This is a genomic window from Streptomyces sp. WP-1 (assembly GCF_030450125.1).
In the GTDB taxonomy this organism is placed as follows: domain Bacteria; phylum Actinomycetota; class Actinomycetes; order Streptomycetales; family Streptomycetaceae; genus Streptomyces; species Streptomyces incarnatus.
On sequence record NZ_CP123923.1, the window covers coordinates 3,722,207 to 3,748,361 of the forward strand.

19 protein-coding genes are annotated in these 26,155 nt (G+C 72.1%); 4 read left to right on the forward strand and 15 right to left on the reverse strand.

Annotated features, from left to right (window positions below):
* Positions 1-122: 122 nt before the first annotated feature.
* From topA to bldG, 6 genes are all read right to left on the reverse strand, one after another.
* Positions 123-2,957 carry a type I DNA topoisomerase gene (gene topA, locus QHG49_RS16145; protein WP_301490123.1) on the reverse strand — a complete coding sequence of 945 codons (2,835 nt, stop codon included), beginning with the start codon at positions 2,955-2,957 and terminating at the stop codon, positions 123-125.
* Between the two features lie 893 nt (positions 2,958-3,850).
* Positions 3,851-5,371, reverse strand: a complete 1,521-nt coding sequence (locus tag QHG49_RS16155) for a class I SAM-dependent methyltransferase (protein ID WP_301490125.1) — start codon at positions 5,369-5,371, stop codon at positions 3,851-3,853.
* 108 nt (positions 5,372-5,479) lie between these two features.
* The gene (locus QHG49_RS16160) at positions 5,480-6,112 is read right to left on the reverse strand and encodes a small secreted protein (protein ID WP_145488046.1); all 633 of its coding nucleotides are present in this window, start codon (positions 6,110-6,112) and stop codon (positions 5,480-5,482) included.
* A 192-nt stretch (positions 6,113-6,304) separates the two neighbouring features.
* Positions 6,305-8,713, reverse strand: coding sequence for a sodium-translocating pyrophosphatase (locus QHG49_RS16165; RefSeq protein WP_301490126.1), 2,409 nt, complete (start codon positions 8,711-8,713; stop codon positions 6,305-6,307).
* Positions 8,714-9,056: 343 nt separating this feature from the next.
* On the reverse strand, positions 9,057-9,494 hold the full coding sequence (locus QHG49_RS16170; protein ID WP_145488049.1) for an ATP-binding protein: 438 nt from the start codon (positions 9,492-9,494) through the stop codon (positions 9,057-9,059).
* 203 nt (positions 9,495-9,697) lie between these two features.
* A complete protein-coding gene (bldG, locus tag QHG49_RS16175) occupies positions 9,698-10,039 on the reverse strand; it encodes an anti-sigma factor antagonist BldG (protein WP_010986038.1) in 342 nt (113 codons plus the stop codon).
* An 81-nt stretch (positions 10,040-10,120) separates the two neighbouring features.
* On the opposite strand from bldG, the gene QHG49_RS16180 reads away from it, so the two are divergent.
* Positions 10,121-12,616, forward strand: coding sequence for a DEAD/DEAH box helicase (locus QHG49_RS16180; RefSeq protein ID WP_301490132.1), 2,496 nt, complete (start codon positions 10,121-10,123; stop codon positions 12,614-12,616).
* A gap of 815 nt (positions 12,617-13,431) precedes the next feature.
* Here QHG49_RS16180 and QHG49_RS16185 read toward each other — a convergent pair.
* From QHG49_RS16185 to ssd, 7 genes are all read right to left on the reverse strand, one after another.
* Positions 13,432-13,878, reverse strand: coding sequence for an Rv3654c family TadE-like protein (locus QHG49_RS16185; RefSeq protein ID WP_301492805.1), 447 nt, complete (start codon positions 13,876-13,878; stop codon positions 13,432-13,434).
* A gap of 86 nt (positions 13,879-13,964) precedes the next feature.
* A complete protein-coding gene (locus tag QHG49_RS16190; protein WP_370530579.1) occupies positions 13,965-14,285 on the reverse strand; it encodes a TadE family type IV pilus minor pilin in 321 nt (106 codons plus the stop codon).
* Between the two features lie 40 nt (positions 14,286-14,325).
* Entirely contained in the window at positions 14,326-14,526 is a 201-nt protein-coding gene (locus tag QHG49_RS16195; protein ID WP_244320269.1) for a DUF4244 domain-containing protein, read from the reverse strand.
* A gap of 67 nt (positions 14,527-14,593) precedes the next feature.
* Complete coding sequence (locus QHG49_RS16200) at positions 14,594-15,373, reverse strand: type II secretion system F family protein (protein ID WP_301490134.1); 780 nt, start codon at positions 15,371-15,373, stop codon at positions 14,594-14,596.
* A 35-nt stretch (positions 15,374-15,408) separates the two neighbouring features.
* A complete protein-coding gene (locus tag QHG49_RS16205; RefSeq protein ID WP_301492806.1) occupies positions 15,409-16,254 on the reverse strand; it encodes a type II secretion system F family protein in 846 nt (281 codons plus the stop codon).
* A gap of 7 nt (positions 16,255-16,261) precedes the next feature.
* The gene (locus QHG49_RS16210) at positions 16,262-17,590 is read right to left on the reverse strand and encodes a TadA family conjugal transfer-associated ATPase (protein WP_301490135.1); all 1,329 of its coding nucleotides are present in this window, start codon (positions 17,588-17,590) and stop codon (positions 16,262-16,264) included.
* Positions 17,587-18,684: a septum site-determining protein Ssd gene (ssd, locus tag QHG49_RS16215; protein ID WP_145488059.1), complete on the reverse strand. Its 1,098-nt coding sequence runs from the start codon at positions 18,682-18,684 to the stop codon at positions 17,587-17,589. Before ssd ends, QHG49_RS16210 begins: the two co-directional genes overlap by 4 nt.
* Positions 18,685-19,323: 639 nt before the next feature.
* Between ssd and QHG49_RS16220 the strand changes: the two genes are divergently transcribed.
* The gene (locus QHG49_RS16220) at positions 19,324-20,154 is read left to right on the forward strand and encodes an HAD family phosphatase (RefSeq protein ID WP_145488061.1); all 831 of its coding nucleotides are present in this window, start codon (positions 19,324-19,326) and stop codon (positions 20,152-20,154) included.
* Positions 20,155-20,543: 389 nt separating this feature from the next.
* Here QHG49_RS16220 and QHG49_RS16225 read toward each other — a convergent pair whose 3' ends face one another.
* Entirely contained in the window at positions 20,544-21,368 is an 825-nt protein-coding gene (locus tag QHG49_RS16225) for an oxidoreductase (RefSeq protein WP_159703637.1), read from the reverse strand.
* A 101-nt stretch (positions 21,369-21,469) separates the two neighbouring features.
* Between QHG49_RS16225 and QHG49_RS16230 the strand changes: the two genes are divergently transcribed.
* The gene (locus QHG49_RS16230; protein WP_301490136.1) at positions 21,470-22,462 is read left to right on the forward strand and encodes an ATP-binding protein; all 993 of its coding nucleotides are present in this window, start codon (positions 21,470-21,472) and stop codon (positions 22,460-22,462) included.
* Between the two features lie 80 nt (positions 22,463-22,542).
* Here the strand turns inward: QHG49_RS16230 and QHG49_RS16235 are convergent, their stop codons facing one another.
* Positions 22,543-23,823, reverse strand: a complete 1,281-nt coding sequence (locus tag QHG49_RS16235; protein ID WP_145488064.1) for a hypothetical protein — start codon at positions 23,821-23,823, stop codon at positions 22,543-22,545.
* Positions 23,824-24,181: 358 nt separating this feature from the next.
* Between QHG49_RS16235 and acs the strand changes: the two genes are divergently transcribed.
* The gene (gene acs / locus QHG49_RS16240) at positions 24,182-26,140 is read left to right on the forward strand and encodes an acetate--CoA ligase (RefSeq protein ID WP_159703634.1); all 1,959 of its coding nucleotides are present in this window, start codon (positions 24,182-24,184) and stop codon (positions 26,138-26,140) included.
* Positions 26,141-26,155 lie beyond the last annotated feature (15 nt).

Genomic DNA, 26,155 nt, shown 5'->3' on the forward strand with positions numbered 1-26,155 from the left:
GTGATGCCGGGGCGTGCGCGGGGCGCAACGAGATGCCCGGGGCCTCGGCCCCGCGGGCTCGGTCCTCCGAAGCGGGAATGCCCCTCCGAACCCGGACCGGGGCCACTCCTGCGAAGCGGGAACTACTCCTCCGAACCGGAAGCCGTCGACTTGGTGGCCGTCGCCTTCTTGGCGGTGGTCTTCTTCGCCGTCGTCTTCTTCGCGGCGCTCGCCGTCGTCTTCTTGGCCGCCGTCTTCTTGGCGGCGGTCTTCTTCGCCGGGGCGGTCTTCTTCGCCGGCGCCTTCTTGGCGGTCTTCTTGGCCGGGCCCTTCGCGCGCTTCTCGGCAAGAAGTTCGAAGCCGCGCTCCGGGGTGATCTCCTCGACGCTGTCGCCGGAGCGCAGGGTCGCGTTGGTCTCGCCGTCGGTGACGTACGGCCCGAAGCGGCCGTCCTTGACCACGACCGGCTTCTTGGAGACCGGGTCCTCGCCCAGTTCCTTCAGCGGCGGCTTGGCGGCGGCCCGCCCGCGCTGCTTCGGCTGGGCGTAGATCGCCAGGGCCTCTTCCAGCGTGATGGTGAAGATCTGGTCCTCGGCCTGGAGCGAGCGCGAGTCCGTGCCCTTCTTCAGATACGGCCCGTAGCGGCCGTTCTGGGCGGTGATCTCCTGGCCCTCGGCGTCGGTGCCGACGACACGCGGCAGGGACATCAGCTTCAGCGCGTCGTCCAGCGTCACCGTGTCCAGCGCCATGGACTTGAAGAGGGAGGCGGTGCGCGGCTTGACCGCGTTCTTGCCGGTCTTCGGGGTGCCCTCGGGCAGGACCTCGGTGACGTACGGCCCGTAGCGGCCCTTCTTGGCGACGATCTGGTGGCCGCTGGCCGGGTCGGTGCCCAGCTCGACATCGCCGCTGGGCTCGGCCAGCAGCTTCTCGGCCAGCTCGATGGTCAGCTCGTCCGGCGCCAGGTCGTCGGGGATGTCGGCGCGCTGGTGCTCCTCGGTGTCCTTCTCGCCGCGCTCGATGTACGGCCCGTAGCGGCCGACCCGCAGCACGATGCCGTTGCCCACCGGGAAGGAGGACACCTCGCGGGCGTCGATCGCGCCCAGGTCGGTGACGAGTTCCTTGAGGCCGCCGAGGTGGTCCCCGTCGCCGTTGCCCGCGTCGGCGGCGGCACCGCTGATGGTGCCCTCGCCGAAGTAGAAGCGCTTCAGCCACGGCACGGCCTGGGCCTCGCCGCGGGCGATGCGGTCGAGGTCGTCCTCCATCTTGGCGGTGAAGTCGTAGTCGACCAGCCGGCCGAAGTGCTTCTCCAGAAGGTTTACGACGGCGAAGGACAGGAAGGACGGCACGAGTGCCGTGCCCTTCTTGAAGACATAGCCGCGGTCGAGGATCGTGCCGATGATCGACGCATAGGTCGACGGGCGGCCGATCTCGCGCTCTTCCAGCTCCTTGACCAGGGAGGCCTCGGTGTAGCGGGCCGGGGGCTTGGTGGCGTGGCCGTCGACCGTGATCTCCTCGGCGGACAGCGGGTCGCCCTCGGTGACCTGCGGCAGCCGGCGCTCGCGGTCGTCCAGCTCGGCGTTCGGGTCGTCGGCGCCCTCGACGTACGCCTTGAGGAAACCGTGGAAGGTGATCGTCTTGCCGGAGGCGCTGAACTCCACGTCCCGGCCGTCGGCGGCGGTGCCACCGATCTTCACGGTCACGCTGTTGCCGGTCGCGTCCTTCATCTGGGAGGCGACGGTCCGCTTCCAGATCAGCTCGTACAGCTTGAACTGGTCACCGGTCAGGCCGGTCTCCGCGGGGGTGCGGAAACGATCACCCGAGGGACGGATCGCCTCGTGCGCCTCCTGCGCGTTCTTCACCTTCACCGCGTACGTACGCGGCTGCGGGGGCAGGTAGTCGGCGCCGTACAGCTGCGTGACCTGGGCGCGGGCGGCCGCGATGGCGGTCTCGCTCAGCGTCGTGGAGTCCGTACGCATGTACGTGATGTAGCCGTTCTCGTACAGCTTCTGGGCGATCTGCATGGTCGCCTTGGCGCCGAAGCCGAGCTTGCGGCTGGCCTCCTGCTGGAGCGTCGTCGTACGGAACGGCGCGTACGGCGAGCGGCGGTACGGCTTCGACTCCACCGAGCGCACGGCGAAGCGGGTGTTCTCCAGGGCGGCGGCCAGCGCGCGGGCGGTCGGCTCGTCCAGGTGGAGGGTGTTCGCGGTCTTCAGCCGGCCCACGGAGTCGAAGTCGCGGCCCTGCGCGACCCGCCGTCCGTCGACGGTCTGCAGGCGCGCGACCAGCGACGACGGGTCGGAGGAGTCGCCCGCGCGGCCGGTGCCGAAGGTGCCGGTGAGGTCCCAGTACTCGGCGGAGCGGAAGGCGATGCGCTCGCGTTCCCGCTCGACGACGAGCCGGGTGGCGACGGACTGGACACGGCCGGCCGACAGCCGGGGCATGACCTTCTTCCACAGCACCGGGGAGACCTCGTAGCCGTAGAGGCGGTCGAGGATGCGGCGGGTCTCCTGGGCGTCGACCAGCTTCTGGTTGAGCTGGCGCGGGTTGGCGACGGCCTCGCGGATCGCGTCCTTGGTGATCTCGTGGAAGACCATCCGCTTGACGGGGATCTTCGGCTTGAGGACCTCCTGGAGGTGCCAGGCGATGGCCTCGCCCTCGCGGTCCTCATCGGTGGCCAGGAAGAGTTCGTCGGAGTCCTTCAGCAGGTCCTTGAGCTTCTTGACCTGTGCCTTCTTGTCCGCGTTGACCACGTAGACGGGCTGGAAGTCGTGCTCGACGTCCACGCCGAGGCGGCGCACCTCGCCGGTGTACTTCTCGGGCACCTCGGCGGCGCCGTTGGGGAGGTCACGGATGTGCCCGACGCTCGCTTCGACTACGTAGCCGGGGCCGAGGTAGCCCTTGATCGTCTTCGCCTTGGCAGGCGACTCGACGATGACGAGTCGGCGGCCGCCCTGTGCGGTCTCGCTGGTCGGGGACAACTTGGCTCTTCTCTCCGGTCGACGCTGTGGCCTCCCCAGGCCTTGGTCCCGGGGTCGCGGCGTACTGCTGGCACGTGTGACGCTGCGGAGTGTGACGGTACATCCCGCCCCCGTGTCAAACGGGAAAAGCCCACAACGGCCACTCGAACGGTAACCCGACTACCGGCATTCCTGCCGCCCGGAGTACCGGGTACCTCGCGCGGGTCTGTCCGGAGCGTGACGCTCCTCTTGCTCTGACGGCATACCGGGGAGGGGGCGCCCGCCGACGTCAGAGGCGCGTGAGGCAGTAGCCCCCGAGGGCCAGCGCGAGGGTTCCGGCCACGCTCGCGACGGTGGCCGATGCGACTCGGTTCACACCGAGGGCCACCGCCTCACCCCGCCGCAGCCGCACCCCGGTCCACACCAGCAGAGCCCCTCCGAACAGGACAAACACCACCCCCACAAAAGCCGCCGGCCCCCGCTCCATCCCTCGCCCACCCCTTCCGAGTCCGCCCAGCGCGTGGACACTGACACGCGGGGGCGACGGCCGGGCGACATCGGGGTGAACGGGGGGCCGGCGGTACGACGATCTAGGAGGCCGGGGAGCGCGGGCGCGCCTCCTCGCCACGGCACAGATATTTTTCCGGCCGTTTTGCAATCGGCGGGGGAGGCGGGGGTGCCAAGGGGGCGGGCCGGGGGGTGAGAAGCGTCGTGGGCGAGGGGCTGCCCGGGAGGAGGAGGTGGTCTCCGCGCACGACCGGGTGGCCGGGGGCGCGCGCCGCCCGCGGTACGCGTGGGCCATCGCCGACCGGGACGACGTGCGCGGCCCCATCGCTTCGATCACGACCCCCGCCGACCTCGCCGGAGGGCGCGCCCTCGGTCCGCGCACCCTCAGCGGCCTCCAGGGAGCCCCCTCAGATCACCGGCTCCAGGAACCCCTGTTCCACCAGGAGGCGGATCTGGGCCGGGGTCCGGTCGCGGAGGCGGACGGCGTCCTCGCCCACCAGCTGGGCGATGGCGTCCAGGATGCGGCCGGCGCTCAGGGTGCCGTCGCAGACGCCGGCGAAGCCCGCGCCGACCGTGTCCACCTTGGTGGCGCGGCGCATGCCCCGGTGCTGGCGGAGCACGACGTGCTCGGGGTCCTCCGCGCCGGGCAGCCCGACCTGTTCCTGCACCACCTCGCCGGCCAGCCTGAAGTGGTGGGCGAGCAGCGCCGCGTCGTCGTGCCCGCGGAGGTAGTCGAGGCGTTCGAAGTGCGCCCGGATGGTGTCCCCGAGGGGCTGCTCCACCGGGTGCGGCCACTCCTCCACCGTGAGGGACGGCTCGGCCGCACCCGTCCTGCGCAGGGTGATCCAGCCGAAGCCGACCGCCTTGACCTTGCGCGCCTCGAACTCGTCGAGCCAGGCGTCGTACCGCGCCTGGTACTCCGCCGGATCCCCCTGGTGGTCCCCGGCGTCCCGCAGCCACAGCTCGGCGTACTGCGTGACGTCCTGCACCTCGCGCTGCACGATCCAGGCGTCGCACCCGCGCGGCACCCACGACCTGAGCCGGTCCTGCCAGTCCTCCCCCGCCACGTGCTGCCAGTTGGCGAGGAAGTGCGCGAACCCGCCCTCGTTCAGCCGCTCTCCCGCCTGCTGGACGAGGGAGCGGCACAGGTCGTCCCCGCCCATGCCGCCGTCGCGGTAGGTGAGCCGGGCGCCGGGGGAGATCACGAACGGCGGGTTGGAGACGATCAGGTCGAACTTCTCGTCGTCGCGCACCGGTTCGAACAGCGAGCCCTCGCGCAGCTCGGCGGCGGGCGCGCCGGAGAGCGCCAGCGTGAGCGCCGTGATGTGCAGCGCGCGGGGGTTGAGGTCGGTCGCCGTCACGCGCGTGGCGTGCCGGGAGGCGTGCAGCGCCTGGATGCCGGAGCCGGTGCCGAGGTCCAGCGCGGCGGCGACCGGCGTGCGCACGGTGATCCCGGCGAGCGTGGTGGACGCGCCCCCGACCCCCAGGACGACGCCCTCGGCCCGCTGCCCGATGCCGCCCGCGCCGCCGACCGCGCAGCCCAGGTCGGAGACGATGAACCAGTCCTCGCCGCCGGGACCGCCGTACGGCCGTACATCCACCGTGGCGGCCACCTCGTCACCGCCCACCCACGCCAGCCACCCGGCCTGGACCGCCTCCTCGACGGGGAGCACGGCGGCCACCCGCGCGCGGGGCACGGGCTGCTGGAGCAGGAAGAGCCGTACGAGGGTCTCCAGCGGCGTGTCGCCACGGGTCGCCCGCAACGCGGGCACGGTCTCGCTGCGGGCCAGCGCCGCGTACGCGGGCGCGCCGAGCAGTTCGAGCAGCCCGTCGGCGGTGAAGGAGGCGGCCAGCAGCGCGTCCCGCAGCCGCGCGGCGGCCTCGGGACGGTCGGCGGCGGGCAGGGAGGCGGGTCCGGAGTCAGTCACGGTCCCATTGTGTCCCGCGCGGACCAGGGGGGACGGCGCACACAGCCGTCCCTCCACACGCGTCGAGTGCTGGTCAGCCCGCCGTGAACGTCAAGCCCGGGGCGCGGCTCAGCCCGCCGTGGCCGCCGCGGAGGGCGAGGACGACGTCGTGGCGGCGACCTTCTTGCAGCTGGGCTGCTGGGCGATGGCGTCCTGGACCTCGCCCTGCTGGAGGGCCTTGAGGGACGCGGTGCCGCTCTGGTGCTTCTTCTCCAACTCGGTCATCTGCGTGGCGACGTCGTGCAGCCCGGAGGCGAACTTCGCCTGGTCCTTGGTGTCCAGGCCGTCGACCTGCTTCTTCAGGTCGGCGTAGGAGGCCGAGAGGCTGTTGAAGCTCTTCACGACATCGCCGAGCCGCTTGGCGCCGCCGGAGACCCCGGGAGGCGCGCCGGCCTCGTTGACCGCGGTCGCGATCGCCTTGTAGCCGTCGGCCATGTCCTGGAAGGCCTGGGAGTCGGTCTTCTGGAGCGTCTCGGGCTTGGCCGTGTCGGCGGCCGTCGTGGAGATCGCCGCGTTCGCCGCCTTGATCTTCGCGTCCTGCGCCGGCACGGCGTCGCACACCGACTTGGCCCAGGAGACCAGCTTGGGGTCGGGCCCCTTGGGGGCGCTGTTGCTGCTGCATCCCGACAGCGCAGCCACCAGTACCGCACCGCCGGACAGTGCGGCCGCGAGCTTCTTGTTCACCGGATTGGTCCCTTCCATGGCTCTCGGGCCCCGGACCCTACACGGCGGACGCACACCCTCCGCACGCCGATCGCTCCTTAAGTACCTTTTAGTACTTTTTGCGCGAGAGAAGGCTCACGACGGGGCCGTGCCCGCGCACACGAACGGGCGGGCGGCGCGTCCTTCGAACGCACCGCCCGCCCGTCCTTTGCGCAGGCCGTCTCCCGAAACCTACGAAACCACCGCCGCGTCGGCCGAGTTGGCGACCCGTTCGGGGCTCTCCTCGTCGTCGCCGACGGCGATGCCGCGCCGCTTGGAGATGTACACGGCCGTGCCGATCACCAGCAGCGCGAGGATCGCGACCCCGATCCGTACGCCGAGGTTCTTGTCATGGCCGTAGGAGAACTTGATCACCGCGGGCGCGATGAGCAGCGAGACCAGGTTCATGACCTTCAGCAGCGGGTTGATCGCCGGCCCCGCGGTGTCCTTGAAGGGGTCGCCGACCGTGTCGCCGATCACCGTGGCGGCGTGGGCCTCGCTGCCCTTGCCGCCGTGGTGGCCGTCCTCCACCAGCTTCTTGGCGTTGTCCCAGGCGCCGCCGGAATTGGCGAGGAACACCGCCATCAGCGTGCCCGCGCCGATCGCGCCGGCGAGGTAGGAGCCGAGCGAGCCGACGCCGAGCGTGAACCCGACGAAGATCGGCGCCATCACCGCGAGCAGACCGGGCGTGGCCAGCTCCCGCAGGGCGTCCTTGGTGCAGATGTCGACGACCTTGCCGTACTCGGGCGTCTCCGTGAAGTCCATGATCCCGGGCTTCTCACGGAACTGCCGCCGCACCTCGAAGACCACCGAGCCCGCCGACCGCGACACGGCGTTGATGGCCAGTCCGGAGAAGAGGAAGACGACCGCGGCGCCCGCGATGAGGCCGACCAGGTTGTTGGGCTGCGAGATGTCCAGGGACAGGCTCAGCGGCGCGCCGGGCCCGCTGAGCTTCTCCCCGACATCCTGCACATTGGTGGTGATCGCGTCGCGGTACGACCCGAAGAGCGCCGACGCCGCGAGCACCGCGGTGGCGATCGCGATGCCCTTGGTGATCGCCTTGGTGGTGTTGCCGACCGCGTCCAGGTTGGTGAGCACCTGCGCGCCCGCGCCCTCGACGTCGCCGGACATCTCGGCGATGCCCTGGGCGTTGTCGGAGACCGGCCCGAAGGTGTCCATGGCGACGATCACCCCGACCGTGGTGAGCAGGCCGGTGCCGGCCAGCGCGACCGCGAACAGCGCGAGCATGATCGACGTACCGCCGAGCAGGAACGCGCCGTACACACTGAGCGCGATGAGCAGCGCGGTGTAGACGGCCGACTCCAGGCCGAGCGAGATGCCGGACAGAATGACGGTGGCGGGGCCGGTCAGCGAGGTCTTGCCGATGTCGCGGACCGGGCGCCGGTTGGTCTCGGTGAAGTAGCCGGTCAGCTGCTGGATGACGGCCGCCAGCAGGATGCCGATGGCCACCGCGACCAGGGCGAGGATCCGGGGATCGCCGTCCTTGGCCTTGATCGCCGCGTCCGTCACTCCGCCGAGGCCGGCGTAGCTCGACGGCAGGTAGACGAAGACGGCGACGGCGACCAGCGCGAGGGAGATCACCGCGGAGATGAAGAAGCCGCGGTTGATCGCGGTCATGCCGCTGCGGTCGGAACGCCGGGGAGCGACCGCGAAGATGCCGATCATCGCCGTGATCACGCCGATGGCGGGCACCAGCAGCGGGAAGGCGAGCCCGGAGTCGCCGAAGGCGGCCTTGCCGAGGATCAGCGCGGCCACCAGGGTGACGGCGTACGACTCGAAGAGGTCGGCCGCCATGCCCGCGCAGTCGCCGACGTTGTCGCCCACGTTGTCGGCGATGGTGGCGGCGTTGCGCGGGTCGTCCTCCGGGATGCCCTGCTCGACCTTGCCGACCAGGTCGGCGCCGACGTCGGCGGCCTTGGTGAAGATGCCGCCGCCGACCCGCATGAACATGGCGATCAGGGCGGCACCGAGGCCGAAGCCCTCCAGGACCTTCGGCGCGTCGGCGGCGTAGACGAGCACCACACAGGAGGCGCCCAGCAGGCCGAGGCCCACCGTGAACATGCCGACGACACCGCCCGTGCGAAATGCGATCTTCATCGCGGTGTGCGAGACGGTCGTGAGATCCTTTTCGGGTTCGCCCTCGCCCGGGGTGGCTTCCCGGGCCGCGGCGGCGACCCGCACATTGCTGCGTACCGCGAGCCACATGCCGATATAACCGGTGGCGGCCGAGAACACCGCGCCGATCAGGAAGAACACCGAACGCCCGGCACGCTGATTCCAGTCGTCCGCGGGCAGCAGCAGAAGCAGGAAGAAGACGACGACGGCGAATACGCCGAGCGTGCGCAGCTGCCGGGCGAGATACGCCTTGGCGCCTTCCTGGACCGCTCCGGCGATCTTCTTCATGCTGTCGGTGCCCTCGCCCGCGGCGAGCACCTGGCGCACCAGGATCCCCGCGACCACCAGCGCGGCGAGGGCTACCGCCGCGATGACGGCCACGATGACCCTGTTGCCGTTGGTGAGTACCGCGGCCGCGAGGTATGTGGGGTGGTCCAACTCAGAGGGGTGAGAAAGCCCCGCCATTCGTCCTCCTTGACGCTTGGGCTGAGCTCAAGATGTGGACGGATTGTAGGTACCCCTGAGTGATGTCAAAAGAGCACGGTAAACGAAATCGGCCTGCCCGCTACGGTCTGCGAACTCGAAAGAAGTAATGCCTCAAAAGCATTGACGGATGCCGTCGGTCCCATTGAACCTTGATCGAATTGACCCTTGATCAAATGATACGGCTATTGATCGTGAATTTCTTCACGAATTCCGGAGGCGGCGGAAATGATCTGCCCGAAACACGATCAGGGCCCTGCCGGAGCAGGGCCCTGATCGTGTGTTCGTGTTCTTCGGGCGGCGGTGTCGGCCGCACACGCCGGGGTCAGCCGACGGGGACCGCCGGCGGGGCGGCGGGCCAGGTCATGCGGATCAGTCCGCCGTTCTTCCCGGTGGTGACCTCGACGTCGTCCACGAGGCCGCTGATGACCGCGAGGCCCATCTCGTCCTCCTCGGCCTCCACGTCCGCGTCCGCCGCCGCGCCCCCGGCCACCCGCTCGGCGGGGACCGCGTGCGGGGCTTCGTCGCCGACCTCGATGGAGAACTGTTTCTCCTCCTCGATCAGCGCCACCTTCACCGGCGCGTCGATGCCGCCGACCTGGTGGAGCCCCACGGCACGGGAGCACGCCTCGCCCACGGCGAGCCGCACCTCGTCCAGGACGGCCTCGTCCACTCCGGCCCTGCGCGCCACCGCGGCCGCCACCAGCCGGGCGGTCCTGACGTGCTCGGGCAGCGCGCTGAAGCGGAGTTCGACGGTGGCCATGCATCCCCCTCACGACTACGGGACTGCGGTCGGACGGGCTCGCCGGGCCCGCCCCTCATGAACTTCGTTACCCGGATCCGCCGGGGCACACCCGGCACCGCCCCCCACGGGGTGCGAGACGGGCGACAACGGCCGGAAACAGGCACGACCGACCGGCGGCCCCACCGCGGGCACAGACCGGCGGCAGGGTCGACCGGACGGGATCAGTCGGTGGCCGCCACCGCTTCCTCGACCGAGGTGTGGATCGGGAACACCTTGGTGAGGCCGGTGATACGGAAGATCTTGAGAATGCGCTCCTGGTTGCAGACCAGGCGCAGCGAGCCCTCATGGGCCCGCACTCGCTTCAGGCCGCCGACCAGCACGCCGAGTCCGGTGGAGTCGAGGAAGTCCACGCCCTCCATGTCGACGACAAGATGGAAATTGCCGTCGTTCACCAGCTCGACCAGCTGCTCGCGCAGCTTGGGCGCGGTGTATACATCGATTTCGCCACCGACCTCGACGACCGTACGATCGCCGACGGTACGGGTCGACAGGGACAGGTCCACGGATCCTCCAGCACCTTGCTATCGAGCGGTCGCCCCTCGGGCACCTTGGCTTGCGGCCCCCGGGACGCAACGCCAGCCGCGATGGCATTCAATCACTTACCGGCCTGCGTGCACGACGCCTTGACCCCATTGTCCGTCACGCCAGTGACACACTCGGTGCCGATGGCCAAGAATCACCGATCCGATCGACCCGTGCCGGACCCGGCGTCCCGCCCGTCCCCGGCCGCTGTCCTGGGCGGACTCGCCTCCGGTCCGAGCCGGGCTGCGCGCATCACTCATACGGAGCACTTGCCCCCGCGCGCGGGTCGGCATGCCGTCTGGCCCGACCGGATTCGGGCCGAGGTGATCGCGGCCGTGCGGGAGTGCGGCATCGAGCATCCCTGGGCCCACCAGGCGCTGGCCGCCGAGCACGCCCTGGACGGCGATTCGGTGGTCGTCGCCACCGGCACCGCCTCCGGCAAGTCCCTCGCGTATCTCGTCCCCGTGCTGTCCACCCTTCTGGAGGGTTCGAAGGCGCCGAACGGCCGAGGGGCCACCGCGCTGTACCTCTCCCCCACCAAGGCGCTCGCGGCGGACCAGTGCCGATCGGTGAAGGAACTTTCACAACCGCTGGGCACCGCGGTCCGCCCCGCCGTGTACGACGGCGACACCCCGTACGAGGAACGCGAGTGGGTACGCCAGTACGCCAACTACGTCCTCACCAACCCCGACATGCTGCATCGCGGGATATTGCCCTCCCACCCGCGCTGGTCCTCCTTCCTGAAGTCGCTGAAGTACGTCGTCATCGACGAGTGCCACACCTACCGGGGCGTCTTCGGCTCGCACGTCGCCCAGGTGCTGCGCCGGCTGCGCCGCGTCTGCGCCCGTTACGGCTCCTCCCCGGTCTTCCTGCTGGCCTCCGCGACCGCCGCCGAGCCCGCCGTCGCCGCCCGGCGGCTGACCGGCCTGCCGGTGGTGGAGGTCGCCGACGACGCCTCCCCGCGCGGCGAGCTGGTCTTCGCCCTGTGGGAGCCTCCGCTCACCGAACTGCACGGCGAGAAGGGCGCGCCCGTACGGCGCACCGCCACCGCCGAGACCGCCGACCTGCTGACCGACCTGACCGTGCGGGGCGTGCGCTCGGTCGCCTTCGTACGCTCCCGGCGCGGCGCCGAGCTGATCTCGGTGATCGCCCAGGAGAAACTGGCCGAGGTCGACCGCTCCCTGGTCCACCGGGTCGCGGCCTACCGGGGCGGCTACCTCCCCGAGGAGCGCCGCGCCCTGGAACGCGCCCTGCACTCCGGGGAACTCCTCGGGCTCGCCGCCACCACGGCCCTGGAACTGGGCGTGGACGTCTCCGGCCTCGACGCGGTGGTGATCTGCGGCTACCCGGGCACCAGGGCCTCCCTGTGGCAGCAGGCGGGCCGCGCGGGCCGTTCCGGGCAGGGCGCCCTCGCGGTCCTCGTCGCCCGGGACGATCCGCTGGACACCTTCCTCGTCCACCATCCGGAGGCCCTGTTCGACCGGCCGGTGGAGTCGACCGTCCTCGACCCCGACAACCCCTACGTCCTCGCCCCGCACCTGTGCGCCGCCGCCGCGGAACTCCCGCTGACCGAGGAGGACCTCGAACTGTTCGGTCCCGCCTGCGCGGACGTGCTGCCGCAGCTGGAGGCCGCGAAGCTGCTGCGCCGGCGGATCCGGGCCTGGCACTGGACCCGCCGGGAACGGGCCGCCGACCTCACCGACATCCGCGGCGGGGGCGGACGGCCGGTGCAGATCGTGGAGGAGGGCACGGGGCGCCTGCTCGGCACGGTCGACGAGGCCGCCGCGCACTCCGCCGTCCACGAGGGCGCGGTCCACCTCCACCAGGGCCGCACCTATCTGGTGCGCTCCCTCGACCTCGCGGACTCGGTCGCCCTGGTGGAACAGGCCGACCCGCCGTACTCGACGGTCGCCCGCGACACCACCGCCATCTCCGTCCTGGAGACCGACACCGAGATCCCCTGGGGCGCGGGCCGGCTCTGCTACGGCTCCGTCGAGGTCACCAACCAGGTGGTCTCCTTCCTGCGGCGGCGCCTGCTCACCGGCGAGGTGCTGGGCGAGACGAAGCTCGACCTGCCGCCTCGAACGCTGCGGACCCGCGCGGTGTGGTGGACGGTCACCGAGGACCAGCTGGACGAGGCACGGATCAGCCCGGAGATCCTCGGCGGCTCCCTGCACGCCGCCGAGCACGCCTCCATCGGCATGCTGCCGCTCTTCGCGACCTGCGACCGCTGGGACATCGGCGGTGTCTCCGTCCCGCTGCATCCCGACACCCTCCTTCCGACGGTCTTCGTGTACGACGGCCACCCCGGCGGCGCGGGCTTCGCCGAGCGCGCCTTCCACACCGCCCGCGCCTGGCTCACCGCCACCCGCGAGGCCATCGCCTCCTGCGAGTGCGACGCCGGCTGCCCCTCCTGCATCCAGTCCCCCAAGTGCGGCAACGGCAACGACCCCCTCCACAAACGCGGTGCGGTCCGCCTCCTGACAACCCTGCTGCGCGAAGCACCGGATCCCCCGGAGGAGGGGGCCGGGGCGGGAACGGAAGCCGCGTCGGCTTAGGGGCGGGGACCCGGGGGCCGGGGGCTGACGGGTGGGAATGGGAAGCGGAGACGGGTGAGGGTGCCGGCAACTGACGGGTAGGGAGCGGGGAGCGGGGGGGCTGGGGAGCGGGGGGCTGATGGGCGTGGACCGGGGGCGAGTGGGAGCGGCCGGGAGTGGGCAGGCCGGACGCTCCGGTAGCGCCGGTGGCCCTGGTGGCGGCGGGCGGAGGGGTCCGGAGATCGGCAGGTTGGTGAGGTGGATTGGGTGGGCCGGAAGCCTCGGTGGCACCGGTGGCACCGGTGGCGGCGAGCTGAGTGGCCAGGGGTCCGGAGATCGGCAGGCCGGTGAGGTGGGTTCGGTGGGCCGGAGGCGGGTGCGGGCGAACGGTGAGCCCAGGGCAAGGGAGGGTCGAGGGGGCAGGGGAGGGCGAGGTCAAGGAACAGCCGAGCCGGGAGTCAGCAGGCCCTGGAACCGCCGCCCGGATGCCGCTGGGCGTCCGCACCCGGCCCCACGTCACAGGCTGCGGCTGTGGCCGGTCCAGGGCTACGGGCTGGGCACTGACACGGCGGGGTGGGGCGGGGCGGGGCAGAGCGAGGGCCGTGAGGGCTCCGCCGGCACCCGCGTCATCGGCCTCCAGTACGGCGTGTGGGCGGATCGAAGACTGCGGGCCAGCCAAACCGTACGGCGGGGCGAGGCGGGGGCCGGTGACCGCTCCGCCCGGCACCCGCGTCACCGGCCCCCAGTACGGCATATGGCGGATCGGGAACTGCGGGCCGGTCAACCGGCACAGCGGGGTGAGGCGGGGCCGGTGAGCGCTCCGCCCGGCGCCCGCGTCATCGGCTTCCCGGGCCGGGCTGTGCCGGGTCGGGAGACTGCGGGCCGGGTGCCGGCAAGGCGGAACGCGGCGGGGCGAAAGCGAAGGTCGGTGGGCCGGCCGGGCCCGCTCTGGAGCGGACCTCCGCCGTGAACGGGCCGCTTCCCGAGACCGCGGTCACGTCCGCGATCTCGCCCTCCACCGCGCAGCGCACCAGCCGAACCTCCTGCGCCGACGCCGCGCGGCCGGCCAGCGCGCAGGCCGCCTCGCCGCCCGCCGCCCAGTGGTCCGCGGCCGCGAGCGCCGCCAGATCCGCGCCGCCCGCCGCCCGGTGCCGGACGGTGACGGCGTGCCCCAGCGCCAGCACCGCGCCGAACACCACGCAGAGCACCGCGATCGCCCCGAGACTCCAGACGGTGGCGGAACCCCGGTCGGAGCCGTACCGGCCCGCCGTGCGCCGAGCCAGGGCCCAAGTCCGAGTCCCGCCCCGAGCGCGCGCCGGAGCCCGGCCCCAGCCGCTCGCCCGTACCCGCGCCCGCGCCGCCTGCCGCTTCACGGACCCGCCCCCTGCCCTCCGACCGTCTCCTCGGCCAACGCCACCGCCTCCTCGCGGAGTTCGAAGGGCAGACCGCTGAGCACCGGCGGTCTCGCCACCACCGTCACCCGGACCTGGTCGCCCTCTCGTCCGACCGTCACCCGGGCCCCGCCCGGTGCTGCCTGGCGGGTCACCGACAGCACCGTGGCGGGCGGGTCCTGGCGGGCGGCGGACCGGGCGCCCACGCGGGCCGCGTCCACGCACCGGATCTGCGCCGCCGCCATGAGCAGCGCCCAGACCAGCGCCATCGTGAACGCCACCAGCACGCACAGCACCATGGCCGCCTCCGCCGTCACGAAGCCCCGGTCCGAGCCCCGTTCACATCCGCGCACTGAGGGCCTTCTTCACGATGGACTGGAGCTCCGCCCGGACCTCGCCGCTGGTGACGACCTCGTAGAGCAGCAAGGCGAATCCGACGGCCGCGATGATCCCCATCGCGTACTCGGAGGTCACCATTCCGGAGTCCCTACGGCACACCCGCCGCACCCCGGCCAGCACTTCGGCGATCTTCTTTTTCATTCCAACTCCCATGACATCCATGTCTGTTCTCGCGTTTTCCGTCTCGGTGTCTGCCTGCCGCCGCCCCTCACCTCCCCGCCATCACCCCTCCCGCCAGCCCGATCACCACGGGCAGCACCCCGAGCGCGACGAAGGCGGGCAGGAAGCACAGCCCCACCGGCGCGGAGATCAGGACGGCCGCCCGCCGCGCCCGTGCCGTCGCGGTGCGGCCCCATTCCGCGCGGGTGTCCGAGGCGATACGGGCCACCGGGGCGGCGGCGGGCAGTCCGGACTCGTCGGCCCGCTCCAGCAGCCGCGCCAGGGCACCCGCGCCCGGCAGCGCGGCGAGCCCGCGCCACGCGTCCGACGGTGTGCCGCCGAGCCGTACCTCCGCCGCGCCCCGCGCCAGCGCCTGTCCGACGGGACCGCCCAGGGCCTCCCCCACCGCCTGCGCGGCGACGACGGGCCCGGCACCGGCCGCGATGCAGGCCGCCAGCAGATCGGCGGCGAGCGGCAGTTGGCGAGCAGCCTCGGCGGCGTCGGCGGGAGCCGCCCCAGCCGCCGCCACCTGCCCCGCCCGCCAGCGCCAGAGCACGGCACCGACGCCGAGCCCCAGCAGCGCCCCGACGGCCCCGCCGACCAGCACCCACACCCCGCCCGCCGCGCCCACGGGCGGCAGCCAGCGCCGTACCGTGTCCGGGACCGCCGACCGCGGCTTCTCCGCCACCGGTTTCGGCCCCAGCAGTCCGGCCGCCCGCTGCCGCGCCCGGCGTGCCCGCCGCGCCGACACCACCAGCCGGCCTCCCCAGCCGAGCGCCACCGCCACGGCCACGGCCGTCCCCAGCCTGTGCACGACATCCCCGCTCACGTCCTCACGCCTCCTTTCGTGTCCCCTCCCTCGCCTCACGCCGCCCCCGCTCCCCGCACGATCCGCGCCGACCACCACAGCCCGGCCGTCTCGAACACGGCGCCGATCAGCAGGCAGCCGAGGCCGGGTCCGCTGTGCAGGAGGACCCGCAGCGGGGCGGCGCCCATGGCCGCACCGAGGAGGAGACCCAAGGCGGGGAGGGCGGCGAGGAGGACGGCGGTGGCCCTGGCACCGGCGAGTTGGGCACGCAGGTCGGCGCGTTGGTCCCGTTCGGCGCGCAGGGCGCCGTCCAGCCGGTCGAGTCCGGCCGCGAGTCCCGCGCCCTGGTCGACGGCCACCCGCCAGCACGCGGCCAGTCCGAGCAGCCCCTCGGCACCCGGCTGCCGGGCCGCCACGGCGAGGGCACCGGGCACATCCCCGCCGAAGCGGGCCGCCGCGACCACGGCCGCCTGTGCCTCGCCGAGCCCGCCCGAGTCCCGCGCCGCCCGCAGCAGCGCCTCGCCGGGCTGCCGTCCGGCCCGCACCTCACCGGCGCAGACCCCGCACAGGGAGATCACTTGGTCCACCCGCCGCTCCCGGGCGCGTCCCGCCTCCCCGGCCAGCCGCACCCGGCGCAGCACGGGCACCCCGGCCGCCCCCGCGACGGCCGGAAGCACCGAGCCGCCCAGCAGCGCGAGCAGCAGCCCGGCGGCCAGGGCCCACCACTCGGCTCCCCAACGGTCGCGCAACCGCCGTAACGCGGAGACGAGTTGATCCTGGACCGACGGCCCGGCCCCCGGTCCCGTGTCCCCGGCCAGCAGCAGCCGTGCCCGCCGCACCCCGTGGTGCCGCTCGCACAGCAGCCACCCCAGCGCGGCCAGACAGACCAGCGCGGCCCCCATCGCCATCTCACCCCTCACCTTCGCCACCTCCGAATCCATCGCCCCGGCCGTCCCCGGGCCCGTCGTCTCGGCCGTCCCCGAAACCGCCACCCCGGCCGTCCCCGAACCCGCCGCCTCCGCCTCCACCCCGTCCGCCGCCTCCGCCCCCACCACCGCCCCGGTCCACGAACTCCCCCGTCCCACCCAGCAGTCGGGCCAGCCGCCCCCACCCCTCCTCCCGCACGAACGCCCGCTCCCCCCACCGCAGCGCGGGCACCGTCCGCACCAAACCCGTGGCGTCCCGCTCCAGGACGTGCACCTCGGCGATCCGGCGCCGCCCCGAGCGGTCCCGCGCCAGGTGGAGCACCACGGACAGGGCGGCCGCCAACTGGCTGTGCAGGGCGGCGCGGTCGAGGCCCGCGGCCGTGGCCAGCGCCTCCAGGCGGGCCGGTACGTCCCCGGCGGTGTTGGCGTGCACCGTGCAGCAACCGCCCTCGTGGCCCGTGTTGAGCGCGGCGAGCAGATGGACGACCTCGGGTCCGCGCACCTCTCCGACGACCAGCCGGTCCGGCCGCATCCGCAGGGCCTGGCGCACCAGGTCCTCCAGGGTGACCAGGCCCGCGCCCTCCTGGTTCGCGGGGCGGGTCTCCAGCCGGACGACATGCGGGTGGTCGGGTCTCAGCTCGGCGGAGTCCTCGGCGAGCACGATCCGCTCCTCGGCGCCGACCAGGCCCAGCAGGGCGCTCAGCAACGTGGTCTTGCCGCTGCCGGTTCCGCCGCTGACCAGGAAGGACAGCCGGGCGGCCAGCAGGGCGGCGAGGAGCCGGTCGCCGCCGGGCGGGACCGTGCCGGCCGCCACCAGTTCGGCGAGGGTGAAGGCCCGGGGCCGTACCACCCGCAGGGCCAGGCAGGTGCAGCCGACGGCGACCGGGGGCAGCACGGCGTGCAGCCGGGTGCCGTCGGGCAGCCGGGCGTCCGCCCACGGCCGGGCGTCGTCCAGCCGGCGTCCGGCCACCGCGGCCAGCCGCTGCGCGAGGCGTCGTACCGCCGCCGCGTCGGGGAAGGTGACCGGCGTCAGCTCCAGGCCGCTGCCCCGGTCCACCCACACCCGGTCCGGTGCGGACACCAGGACGTCGGTGACCTCGGGGTCCGCGAGCAGCGGCTCCAGGGGCCCGGTGCCGACGAGTTCGGATCTCAGCCGCTCGGCCACCCCGAGGATCTCGGCGTCCCCGAGCACCCGCCCCTGGGCGCGCAGCGCCTGGGCGACCCGCGCCGGGGTGGGTTCGGCGCCGCTCTCGGCGAGCCGTCGGCGCACGCCGTCGAGCAGGGCGGCCTGGTCGAGCGCCACGAAGCTCACCGCGCACCCCCGGACTCCACCAGCGCCCGCTCCCAGAACTCCGCGCAGAACCGGGCCAGTGGGCCGCGCCCGCTCGCGCCCGGCGGTCTCCCGCCGCCCCGCGGCCGCAGCAGCCCGGGTTCCACCGGTACCTCGCCCGCGAGCGGCAGGCCGAGCAGGCGGGCCACCTCGCGGTCGTCCAGACCGGGCGCGTACGGACCGCGCACCGCGACCCGCAGATCGCGGACGGCCAGGCCGACGGCGGTGGCGATCCGGCCGGCCGCGGCGACCGCCCGCAGTTCGGCGGGCACGACCAGGAGGGCCAGGTCGAGCTGGGCGAGGACCTCGCCGACCCCGTCGTCCAGGCGGCGCGGCAGATCGACCACGACGGCGCCGCCGCGGCGCCGGGCGGCGGCGAGCACCGCGCGCACGGCCTGGGGCGGCACGGCGACGCAGTCGCCCCGGTCCCAGCTGAGCACCCGCAGGGAGTGCAGCGCGGGCAGCGACTCCTCCAGGGCGCCGCCGCCGACCCGGCCCCGGGAGGCGGCGAAGGCCGGCCAGCGCAGGCCCTCGGCGCCCTCGCCGCCGAGCAGCACATCGAGCCCGCCGCCGAGCGGATCGGCGTCCACGAGCAGGGTGCGCAGCCCCTCACGGGCGGCGGTGACGGCGAGCGCGCAGGCCAGGGTGGACGCGCCGGCCCCGCCCCGGCCGCCGATCACGCCGACGGTCAGGGCCGGGCGGCCGACCCCCTCGGCGACATCGGCGATCCGGTCGACCAGCCACTGCTCGCCCTCGGGGAGGATCAGGACGTGGTCGGCGCCGATCTCCATGCCGCGCCGCCACACGTCCGGGTCCTCCTTGTCCCGGCCGATCAGCACCACCTGGCGCCGGCGGGCGGCCCCGAGCAGCCGGTGCGCGGCGTCGTCCCCGACCAGCACGAGCGGGGCCGCCGCCCAGGTGTCACCCTGCTCGGGGACGCCGTGCCGCACCTCGGGTGTCGCGCCCGCGGCGGCGCACAGGCGCAGCAGGTCGTCCAGGAGCGCGGCGTCCTCGGTGAGGATGAGCGGACCGCCGCCGCAGGCGGGCGGTGGATCATGGGTGATGGTTCCGGACACGGTGTTCCCCCTTCGCCGCGCGGCCCCTCGACCACGCGTTTTCCCGACCTATGGAGAACCGGCGGGCGGCTTCCATATGAACGGCGACTTGAACGGCGTCATGAACGACTGCATGAACGACTGCATGAACGACTGCGTGAAGGCCGACCGGAATCGGCCGTACGCCTCCCGCAAACGGAACCGGCCGTGAACTCGCCGCGGCGGGAGCGCATGGGAAACACGGTGCGGCGATCCGCGAAATCGTGTGGATCTTGGTGGAAAACCGTGGACAACTCAGGCCCTGTGAATAACTTCGTCACCCGTACCGGTGACGCCGGTACCGACCCCTGTGCGGCATCCACAGCGCAGCCCTACGATTACCCGGAGTAACGGATCTTGGGCGCGCGGAAGCGGCGGTCGCGACGCGGAAGCGTCGGCCGCTGGGCCGTACGGGGGAAGGAAAGAGACGGAAAAACGCGTCCGGACATGCGACGACCCCCGCCGGGGGGGAGAGCGGGGGTCGTCCCCACGGCCGACTCGGGGGGGGAGGAGCCGGACCGGGTTAGCACGGTCGCGAACGATCCGTGACTTCCATGGTGTACCCGAGAGCCTTCTCAGGCAAACCCACGCGCCCCACCTTACGCCGAATGGTGGGCGCCTATGCTCGGGGACGTGGAAAACCACTCCTTGCCTCGCGCGGCGGCCTTCTTCGACCTGGACAAGACGGTCATTGCGAAGTCCAGCACACTCACCTTCAGCAAGTCCTTCTACCAAGGCGGGCTGATCAACCGCAGGGCCGCGTTGCGCACCGCCTATGCCCAGTTCGTGTTCCTGGTCGGCGGTCTGGACCATGACCAGATGGAGCGTATGCGCGCCTATCTCTCGGACATGGTCCGGGGCTGGAACCAGCAACAGGTGCGGGAGATCGTCGCCGAGACCCTGCACGACCTGATCGATCCGATCATCTACGACGAGGCCGCCTCGCTCATCGAGGAGCACCACACGGCCGGCCGGGACGTGGTGATCGTGTCCACCTCGGGCGCCGAGGTGGTCGAGCCGGTCGGTGAACTCCTGGGCGCGGACCGGGTGGTGGCCACCCGCATGGTCGTCGGCGAGGACGGCTGCTTCACCGGCGAGGTGGAGTACTACGCCTACGGTCCGACCAAGGCGGAGGCGGTCCGCGAGCTGGCCGTCTCCGAGGGCTACGACCTCGACCGCTGCTTCGCCTACAGCGACTCGGCGACCGATCTGCCGATGCTCCAGGCGGTCGGCCACCCGCACGCCGTCAACCCGGACCGGGCGCTGCGCCGCGAGGCCGTCGCGCGGGACTGGCCGGTGCTGGAGTTCCGCCGCCCCGTGCCGCTCAAGAAGCGGCTGCCCACCCTCTCCGTACCACCGCGCCCCGCGCTGGTCGCGGCGGCGGCCGTGGGAGCGGCGGCCGCGACCGCCGGACTCGTCTGGTACGCCAACCGCCGCCGCGGCACCGCCTGACGAGCCCCGCCCGGCGCCCGTAGGCGCGTACCACCCGCCGCCGGACGCCCTTTCGCCCCTTCACCCCTGCTCGCGCCGGAAAGTAAAGAAGTGCGGGCAGGGGTTCCGCTTGTCCCCGCCCGGCGGTACAAAGAAATCAGCGGCCCGCGCGACCATGGACATCCGAGAGGATCCCCAGTCACTACGCATTCGGCCCACGGACCACTGCATGAACACCGGGCACCCACGCGACGTCGACCCGTCGAATACGGGCCAGCCGCACCAGGTACGGGCAAAGTCCCCGTCCTGATGGGCAACTCATCGAGGACGCTTGGTAACCCGGCGCTCATGCCAGCGGCGGTACGAGAACTCGTACCGCCGCATCTCTGTCCGCACCCGGGGACGAAACCTCAGGCCGCGCCGCGCTGAAGCGCCTCGCACACCGCCGTCGACTCCCGCACCCCGAACTCGACCGCGCGCCCGCAGTGCGCGATCCACGCCGCCATGCCCTCGGGAGTGCCGGAGACATAGCCCTCCAGCGCCGCCAGGTACTCGGCGCGCCCCTGCTCCGCGTGGCCGACCTCGGCCGGGCAGACCGCCTTCGGGTCCAGGCCGCTGCCGATCAGCACGATCCGCTCGGCGGCGCGCGCGACCAGCCCGTTGTACGAGGTGAAGGGGCGCAGCGCGAGCAGTTCGCCGTGCACCACGGCCGCCGTCACCAGGGCGGGGGCGGAGCTGCCCGCGATGATCAGGTCCGCGAGGCCGTCCAGCCGCCCGGAGACCTCCCGCGCGTCCGGCAGCGGCAGCTCGATCAGCGGCTCGTCCACCGCCTCCCCGGCCTGCCGCGGCCGGCCGACCCGGCTCTCGTCGCTGGCCGCGGCCACCAGGTGCAGCCGGGCCAGCACCCGCAGCGGGGACTGCCGCCAGATGGACAGCAGTTGGCCCGCCTCGGCCGTCAGCCGCAGGGCCGCGCCCATGGCCCGCGCCTCGTCGTCGGTGCCGAAGTCGGTGCGCCGTCGCACCTCCTCCAGCGCCCAGTCGGCGCCGGACAGCGCCGCCGAGCCGCGGGCGGCGCGCAGGGCCGCCTCGGAGGTGATCGCGTTGCTGCGGCGGCGCATGATCCGGTGCCCGTAGACCCGGTCCACGGCCTTGCGCACGGACTCCACGGACTCGGGCACGCCGGGCAGTGCGCCCAGGGCCGCGAGCGGATCGGCGGTCGCGCCTGTCGTACTCATGAGTACGACAGTACGCACCCGACCGGCGGACCCCACGAAGGAGTGGTCTTCTTCACTCAACCATGCCACCTACAGCTATCACCCAACTACGCTTGGTGAACATGAAAATTGCTTTCGTCGGGAAGGGCGGGAGCGGCAAGACCACGCTCTCCTCCCTTTTCATCCGTCATCTCGCCGCGTCCGGGGCCGCCGCCGTCGCGATCGACGCGGACATCAACCAGCACCTCGGCCCCGCGCTCGGCCTGGACGAGGCCGAGGCGGCCGCGCTGCCCGCCATGGGCGAGCGGCTGCCGCTGATCAAGGACTACCTGCGCGGCAGCAACCCGCGCATCGCCTCCGCCGCCACCATGATCAAGACGACCCCGCCGGGGCAGGGTTCGCGGCTGGTGGGGGTGCGCGAGCCCAATCCGGTCTACGACGCCTGCGCGCGTCCGGTGGAGCTCGACGGCGGCGCCGTCCGCCTGATGGTCACCGGGCCCTTCACCGACGCCGATCTCGGCGTCGCCTGCTACCACTCCAAGACCGGAGCGGTGGAGCTGTACCTGAACCACCTGGTCGACGGCCCCGACGAGTACGTGGTGGTCGACATGACCGCGGGCTCGGACTCCTTCGCCTCCGGCATGTTCACCCGCTTCGACATGACGTTCCTCGTCGCCGAGCCGACCCGCAAGGGGGTCTCCGTCTACCGCCAGTACAAGGAGTACGCCCGGGACTTCGGCGTCGCCCTGAAGGTCGTCGGCAACAAGATCCAGGAGCAGGACGACATCGACTTCCTGCGCGCGGAGGTCGGGGACGACCTGCTGGTCACGGTCGGGCGCTCGGACTGGGTGCGGGCCATGGAGAAGGGCCGCCCGCCGCGGTTCGACCTCCTGGAGGAAGCCAACGCCCATGCGCTCGCGACCCTGCGGGCCACCGCGGACGCCACGTACGAGCGGCGGGACCGGGAGCGCTACATGCGCCAGATGGTGCACTTCCATCTGAAGAACGCCGAGTCGTGGGGCAACGAGCGCACCGGGGCCGACCTGGCGGCGCAGGTCGACCCCGACTTCGTGCTCGGCGAGGGCCTCGAAGCGGGCGTGTCGGCACCCGCCTGACCGGGCGGGTCGGCACCCGCCCCACCCGGGCGGGTCGGCTCCCGCCCGACCGCTCTCATCCGGCAACGCCCGCCCGGCTTCTACCCCTTGACCGCCGGCGCCCCGGGGACTCCCTTGGGCGCCGGGGCCGGACGGCCGGAGAGGTAGGACGCCCAGCCCTGTCTGGGCGCCTCGCCCACCTTCAGGCTCCGCAGCTTCTCCAGGGTCTTGGGGTCCTGCGCGTCCAGCCAGTCGGCCAGCTGGTGGAAGGAGACGCAGCGCACCTCGGGCTTGCCACAGACCTTCTTCACCACGTCCTCGACGGCGCGCATGTACGTGCCGCCGTTCCAGGACTCGAAGTGGTTGCCGATGACCAGGGGCGCGCGGTTGCCGTCGTAGACCCGGTCGAAGCCCTGGAGGAGGCTGTCGCGCACCTGGTCGCCCCAGGTGTCGAACTGGTCGGGGTCGCCCTGGGTCTTGGTGCCCGACTGGTTGATCATGTAGTTGTAGTCCATGGTCAACTCTTCGAAGTTGTGCCCGGGGAAGGGGACCAGCTGCATCGACAGGTCCCACAGGCCGTTCTTCTTCTTCGGCCAGAGCTGGTTGTCGACCCCGCTGGAGTCGTAGCGGAAGCCCAGCTGGCGGGCCGCCTGCACGAAGTTCTTCTGGCCCTCCAGGCAGGGGGTGCGGCCGCCGATGAGCTCCTTGTCGTAGTCGAAGGGCAGCGGGGCCGCGTTCTTCATGCCGGAGTTGGTCTTCCAGTTCTCCACGAACTGCTTGGCCTGGGCGATCTCGCTCTTCCACTCGTCCACCGACCAGGTGCCGACCCCGCCGTCGGGTCCGCAGAAGTGGCCGTTGAAGTGGGTGCCGATCTCGTTGCCGTCCAGCCAGGCGAGCCGGGCCTGCTTGACGGTGTCGCTGATCCCCTGCTGGTCGTTGAAGCCGATGTCGGAGCTGCCCGGCGAGTGCTGCGGGGGCTTGTAGAGGTCGCGTTTGTCCTCCGGCAGCAGATAAACACCGCTGAGGAAGAACGTCATATTGGCGTTGTTCTCCTTGGCGACCTTGCGGAAGTGCGAGAACAGCTTCTGGCTGTCCTCGCCCGCGCCGTCCCAGGAGAAGACGACGAACTGCGGGGGCTTCTGACCCGGCTTCAGCCGCTCGGGCCTGGGCAGATGGGGCTGCGTACCGGTGTACGCGGTCGATCCGTCGCCGAGCAGCCGGAGCACGCTCTTGGGCGCGGGGGCCGCGGGGGCCGCGGGTGCCCCCTTCTGCGGGCCGGACGCCCCTTCCCGCGCTCCATGGGTGCCGGTCCCGCACGCCGCGAGCGAGACGGCACAGGCCGCGGCGACCACGCCGACGGCGATCCTCTGGTTGGCGGCCATGTTCCGCCCACCTTCTTCCTTCTCTCAGACGAACGCTGACGAGGGTTTTTTGTGGTGATCCGCCGGGTTTGCGCCGACGGCACCACCCAAGATCACACGGACCCGAGAAGGAGTGAGGATGACAAGCCGATCAAATTACTTATTCACCATTGCGAGGGATCGCCTAGGCCATTTGCCCCGAAAAATCAGGAATGATCTTTACGTGTCATTACTGATCCTTTACGAATCGTTACTCCATCCCTCCCCCTCCTGATCGCACAGGTCTAAACCAATTTCTCCGACGACCCTTGTCACCGCACCCTCACGTCTGATGAGCTGTGGCCTGGGACACATCGGACACCCTCGAAAGGCGGATGTCGTGAGCAATGAGAGCCTGGCCAACCTGCTGAAGGAAGAACGCAGGTTCGCGCCCCCCGCCGACCTGGCCGCACACGCCAACGTCACGGCGGAGGCGTACGAGCAGGCCAAGGCTGACCGGCTCGGCTTCTGGGCCGCGCAGGCCCGCCGGCTGACCTGGGCCACGGAGCCGACCGAGACGCTGGACTGGTCGAACCCCCCGTTCGCGAAGTGGTTCAAGGACGGTCGGCTCAACGTCGCCTACAACTGCGTCGACCGCCATGTCGAGGCCGGCCACGGTGACCGCGTCGCCATCCACTTCGAAGGCGAACCCGGCGACAGCCGCGCCATCACCTACGCCGAACTCAAGGACGAGGTCTCCCGCGCCGCGAACGCCCTCCTCCGGCTCGGCGTCCGCAAGGGCGACCGCGTCGCCGTCTACATGCCGATGATCCCCGAGACCGCCATCGCCATGCTGGCCTGCGCCCGGATCGGCGCCGCCCACTCCGTCGTCTTCGGCGGCTTCTCCGCCGACGCGCTGGCCACCCGCATCAAGGACGCCGACGCCCGGGTCGTCATCACCTCCGACGGCGGCTACCGCCGCGGCAAGCCCTCCGCCCTCAAACCCGCCGTCGACGAAGCCGCCGACAAGGCCGGCACCGTCGAACACGTCCTCGTCGTCCGCCGCACCGGCCAGGACGTCGCCTGGAACGACACCCGCGACGTGTGGTGGCACGACCTCGTCGCCGCCCAGCCGGCCGAGCACACCCCCGAGGCGTTCGACGCCGAACACCCCCTGTTCATCCTCTACACCTCGGGCACGACGGGGAAGCCCAAGGGCATCCTGCACACCTCCGGCGGCTACCTCACCCAGGTCGCCTACACCCACTGGGCCGTCTTCGACCTCAAGCCCGAGACCGACGTCTACTGGTGCACCGCCGACGTCGGCTGGGTCACCGGACACTCCTACATCGTCTACGGCCCCCTCGCCAACGGCGCCACCCAGGTCATGTACGAGGGCACCCCCGACACTCCCCACCAGGGCCGCTTCTGGGAGATCGTCCAGAAGTACAAGGTGTCCGTCCTCTACACCGCCCCCACCGCGATCCGCACCTTCATGAAGTGGGGAGACGACATCCCCGCCAAGTTCGACCTCACCAGCCTGCGCATCCTCGGCTCGGTCGGCGAACCCATCAACCCCGAAGCCTGGATCTGGTACCGCAAGCACATCGGCGCCGACCGCACTCCCGTCGTGGACACCTGGTGGCAGACCGAGACCGGCGCCATGATGATCTCCCCCCTCCCCGGCGTCACCGACGCCAAGCCCGGCTCCGCCCAGCGCCCGCTGCCCGGCATCAGCGCCACCGTCGTCGACGACGAAGCCCGCGAGGTGCCCGACGGCAAAGGCGGCTACCTCGTCCTCACCGAGCCGTGGCCGTCGATGCTGCGCACCATCTGGGGCGACGACCAGCGCTTCAAGGACACCTACTGGTCCCGCTTCGAAGGCAAGTACTTCGCCGGCGACGGCGCCAAGAAGGACCAGGACGGCGACATCTGGCTCCTGGGCCGGGTGGACGACGTGATGCTGGTGTCCGGCCACAACATCTCCACCACCGAGGTCGAATCGGCGCTCGTGTCCCACCCGGCGGTCGCCGAGGCGGCGGTGGTCGGAGCCGCCGACGAGACCACCGGCCAGGCCATCGTCGCCTTCGTCATCCTGCGCGGCACGGCATCGGCGGACGACGAGACCCTGATCGGCAAGCTCCGCGACCACGTCGGCGCCACCCTCGGCCCGATCGCCAAGCCCAAGCGGATCCTCCCCGTCGCGGAACTCCCCAAGACCCGCTCCGGCAAGATCATGCGCCGCCTCCTGCGCGACGTCGCCGAGAACCGCCAGCTCGGTGACGTGACGACGCTGACCGACTCCGGCGTCATGGACCTGATCCAGTCCAAGCTCCCCGCCGCCCCCAGCGAGGACTGATCCCGTACGACGGAC

What these genes read in the sequence shown, in the direction of transcription:
- QHG49_RS16180 (WP_301490132.1), top strand. Translation starts at nt 10,121, where the DNA reads ATGGCATTCAATCACTTACCGGCCTGCGTGCACGACGCCTTGACCCCA.
- QHG49_RS16170 (WP_145488049.1), bottom strand. Translation starts at nt 9,494, where the DNA reads ATGGCCACCGTCGAACTCCGCTTCAGCGCGCTGCCCGAGCACGTCAGG.
- QHG49_RS16225 (WP_159703637.1), bottom strand. Translation starts at nt 21,368, where the DNA reads ATGAGTACGACAGGCGCGACCGCCGATCCGCTCGCGGCCCTGGGCGCA.
- QHG49_RS16220 (WP_145488061.1), top strand. Translation starts at nt 19,324, where the DNA reads ATGCTCGGGGACGTGGAAAACCACTCCTTGCCTCGCGCGGCGGCCTTC.
- QHG49_RS16195 (WP_244320269.1), bottom strand. Translation starts at nt 14,526, where the DNA reads ATGAAAAAGAAGATCGCCGAAGTGCTGGCCGGGGTGCGGCGGGTGTGC.
- QHG49_RS16190 (WP_370530579.1), bottom strand. Translation starts at nt 14,285, where the DNA reads ATGGTGCTGTGCGTGCTGGTGGCGTTCACGATGGCGCTGGTCTGGGCG.
- QHG49_RS16235 (WP_145488064.1), bottom strand. Translation starts at nt 23,823, where the DNA reads ATGGCCGCCAACCAGAGGATCGCCGTCGGCGTGGTCGCCGCGGCCTGT.
- QHG49_RS16205 (WP_301492806.1), bottom strand. Translation starts at nt 16,254, where the DNA reads ATGGGGGCCGCGCTGGTCTGTCTGGCCGCGCTGGGGTGGCTGCTGTGC.
- QHG49_RS16230 (WP_301490136.1), top strand. Translation starts at nt 21,470, where the DNA reads ATGAAAATTGCTTTCGTCGGGAAGGGCGGGAGCGGCAAGACCACGCTC.
- QHG49_RS16165 (WP_301490126.1), bottom strand. Translation starts at nt 8,713, where the DNA reads ATGGCGGGGCTTTCTCACCCCTCTGAGTTGGACCACCCCACATACCTC.
- QHG49_RS16160 (WP_145488046.1), bottom strand. Translation starts at nt 6,112, where the DNA reads ATGGAAGGGACCAATCCGGTGAACAAGAAGCTCGCGGCCGCACTGTCC.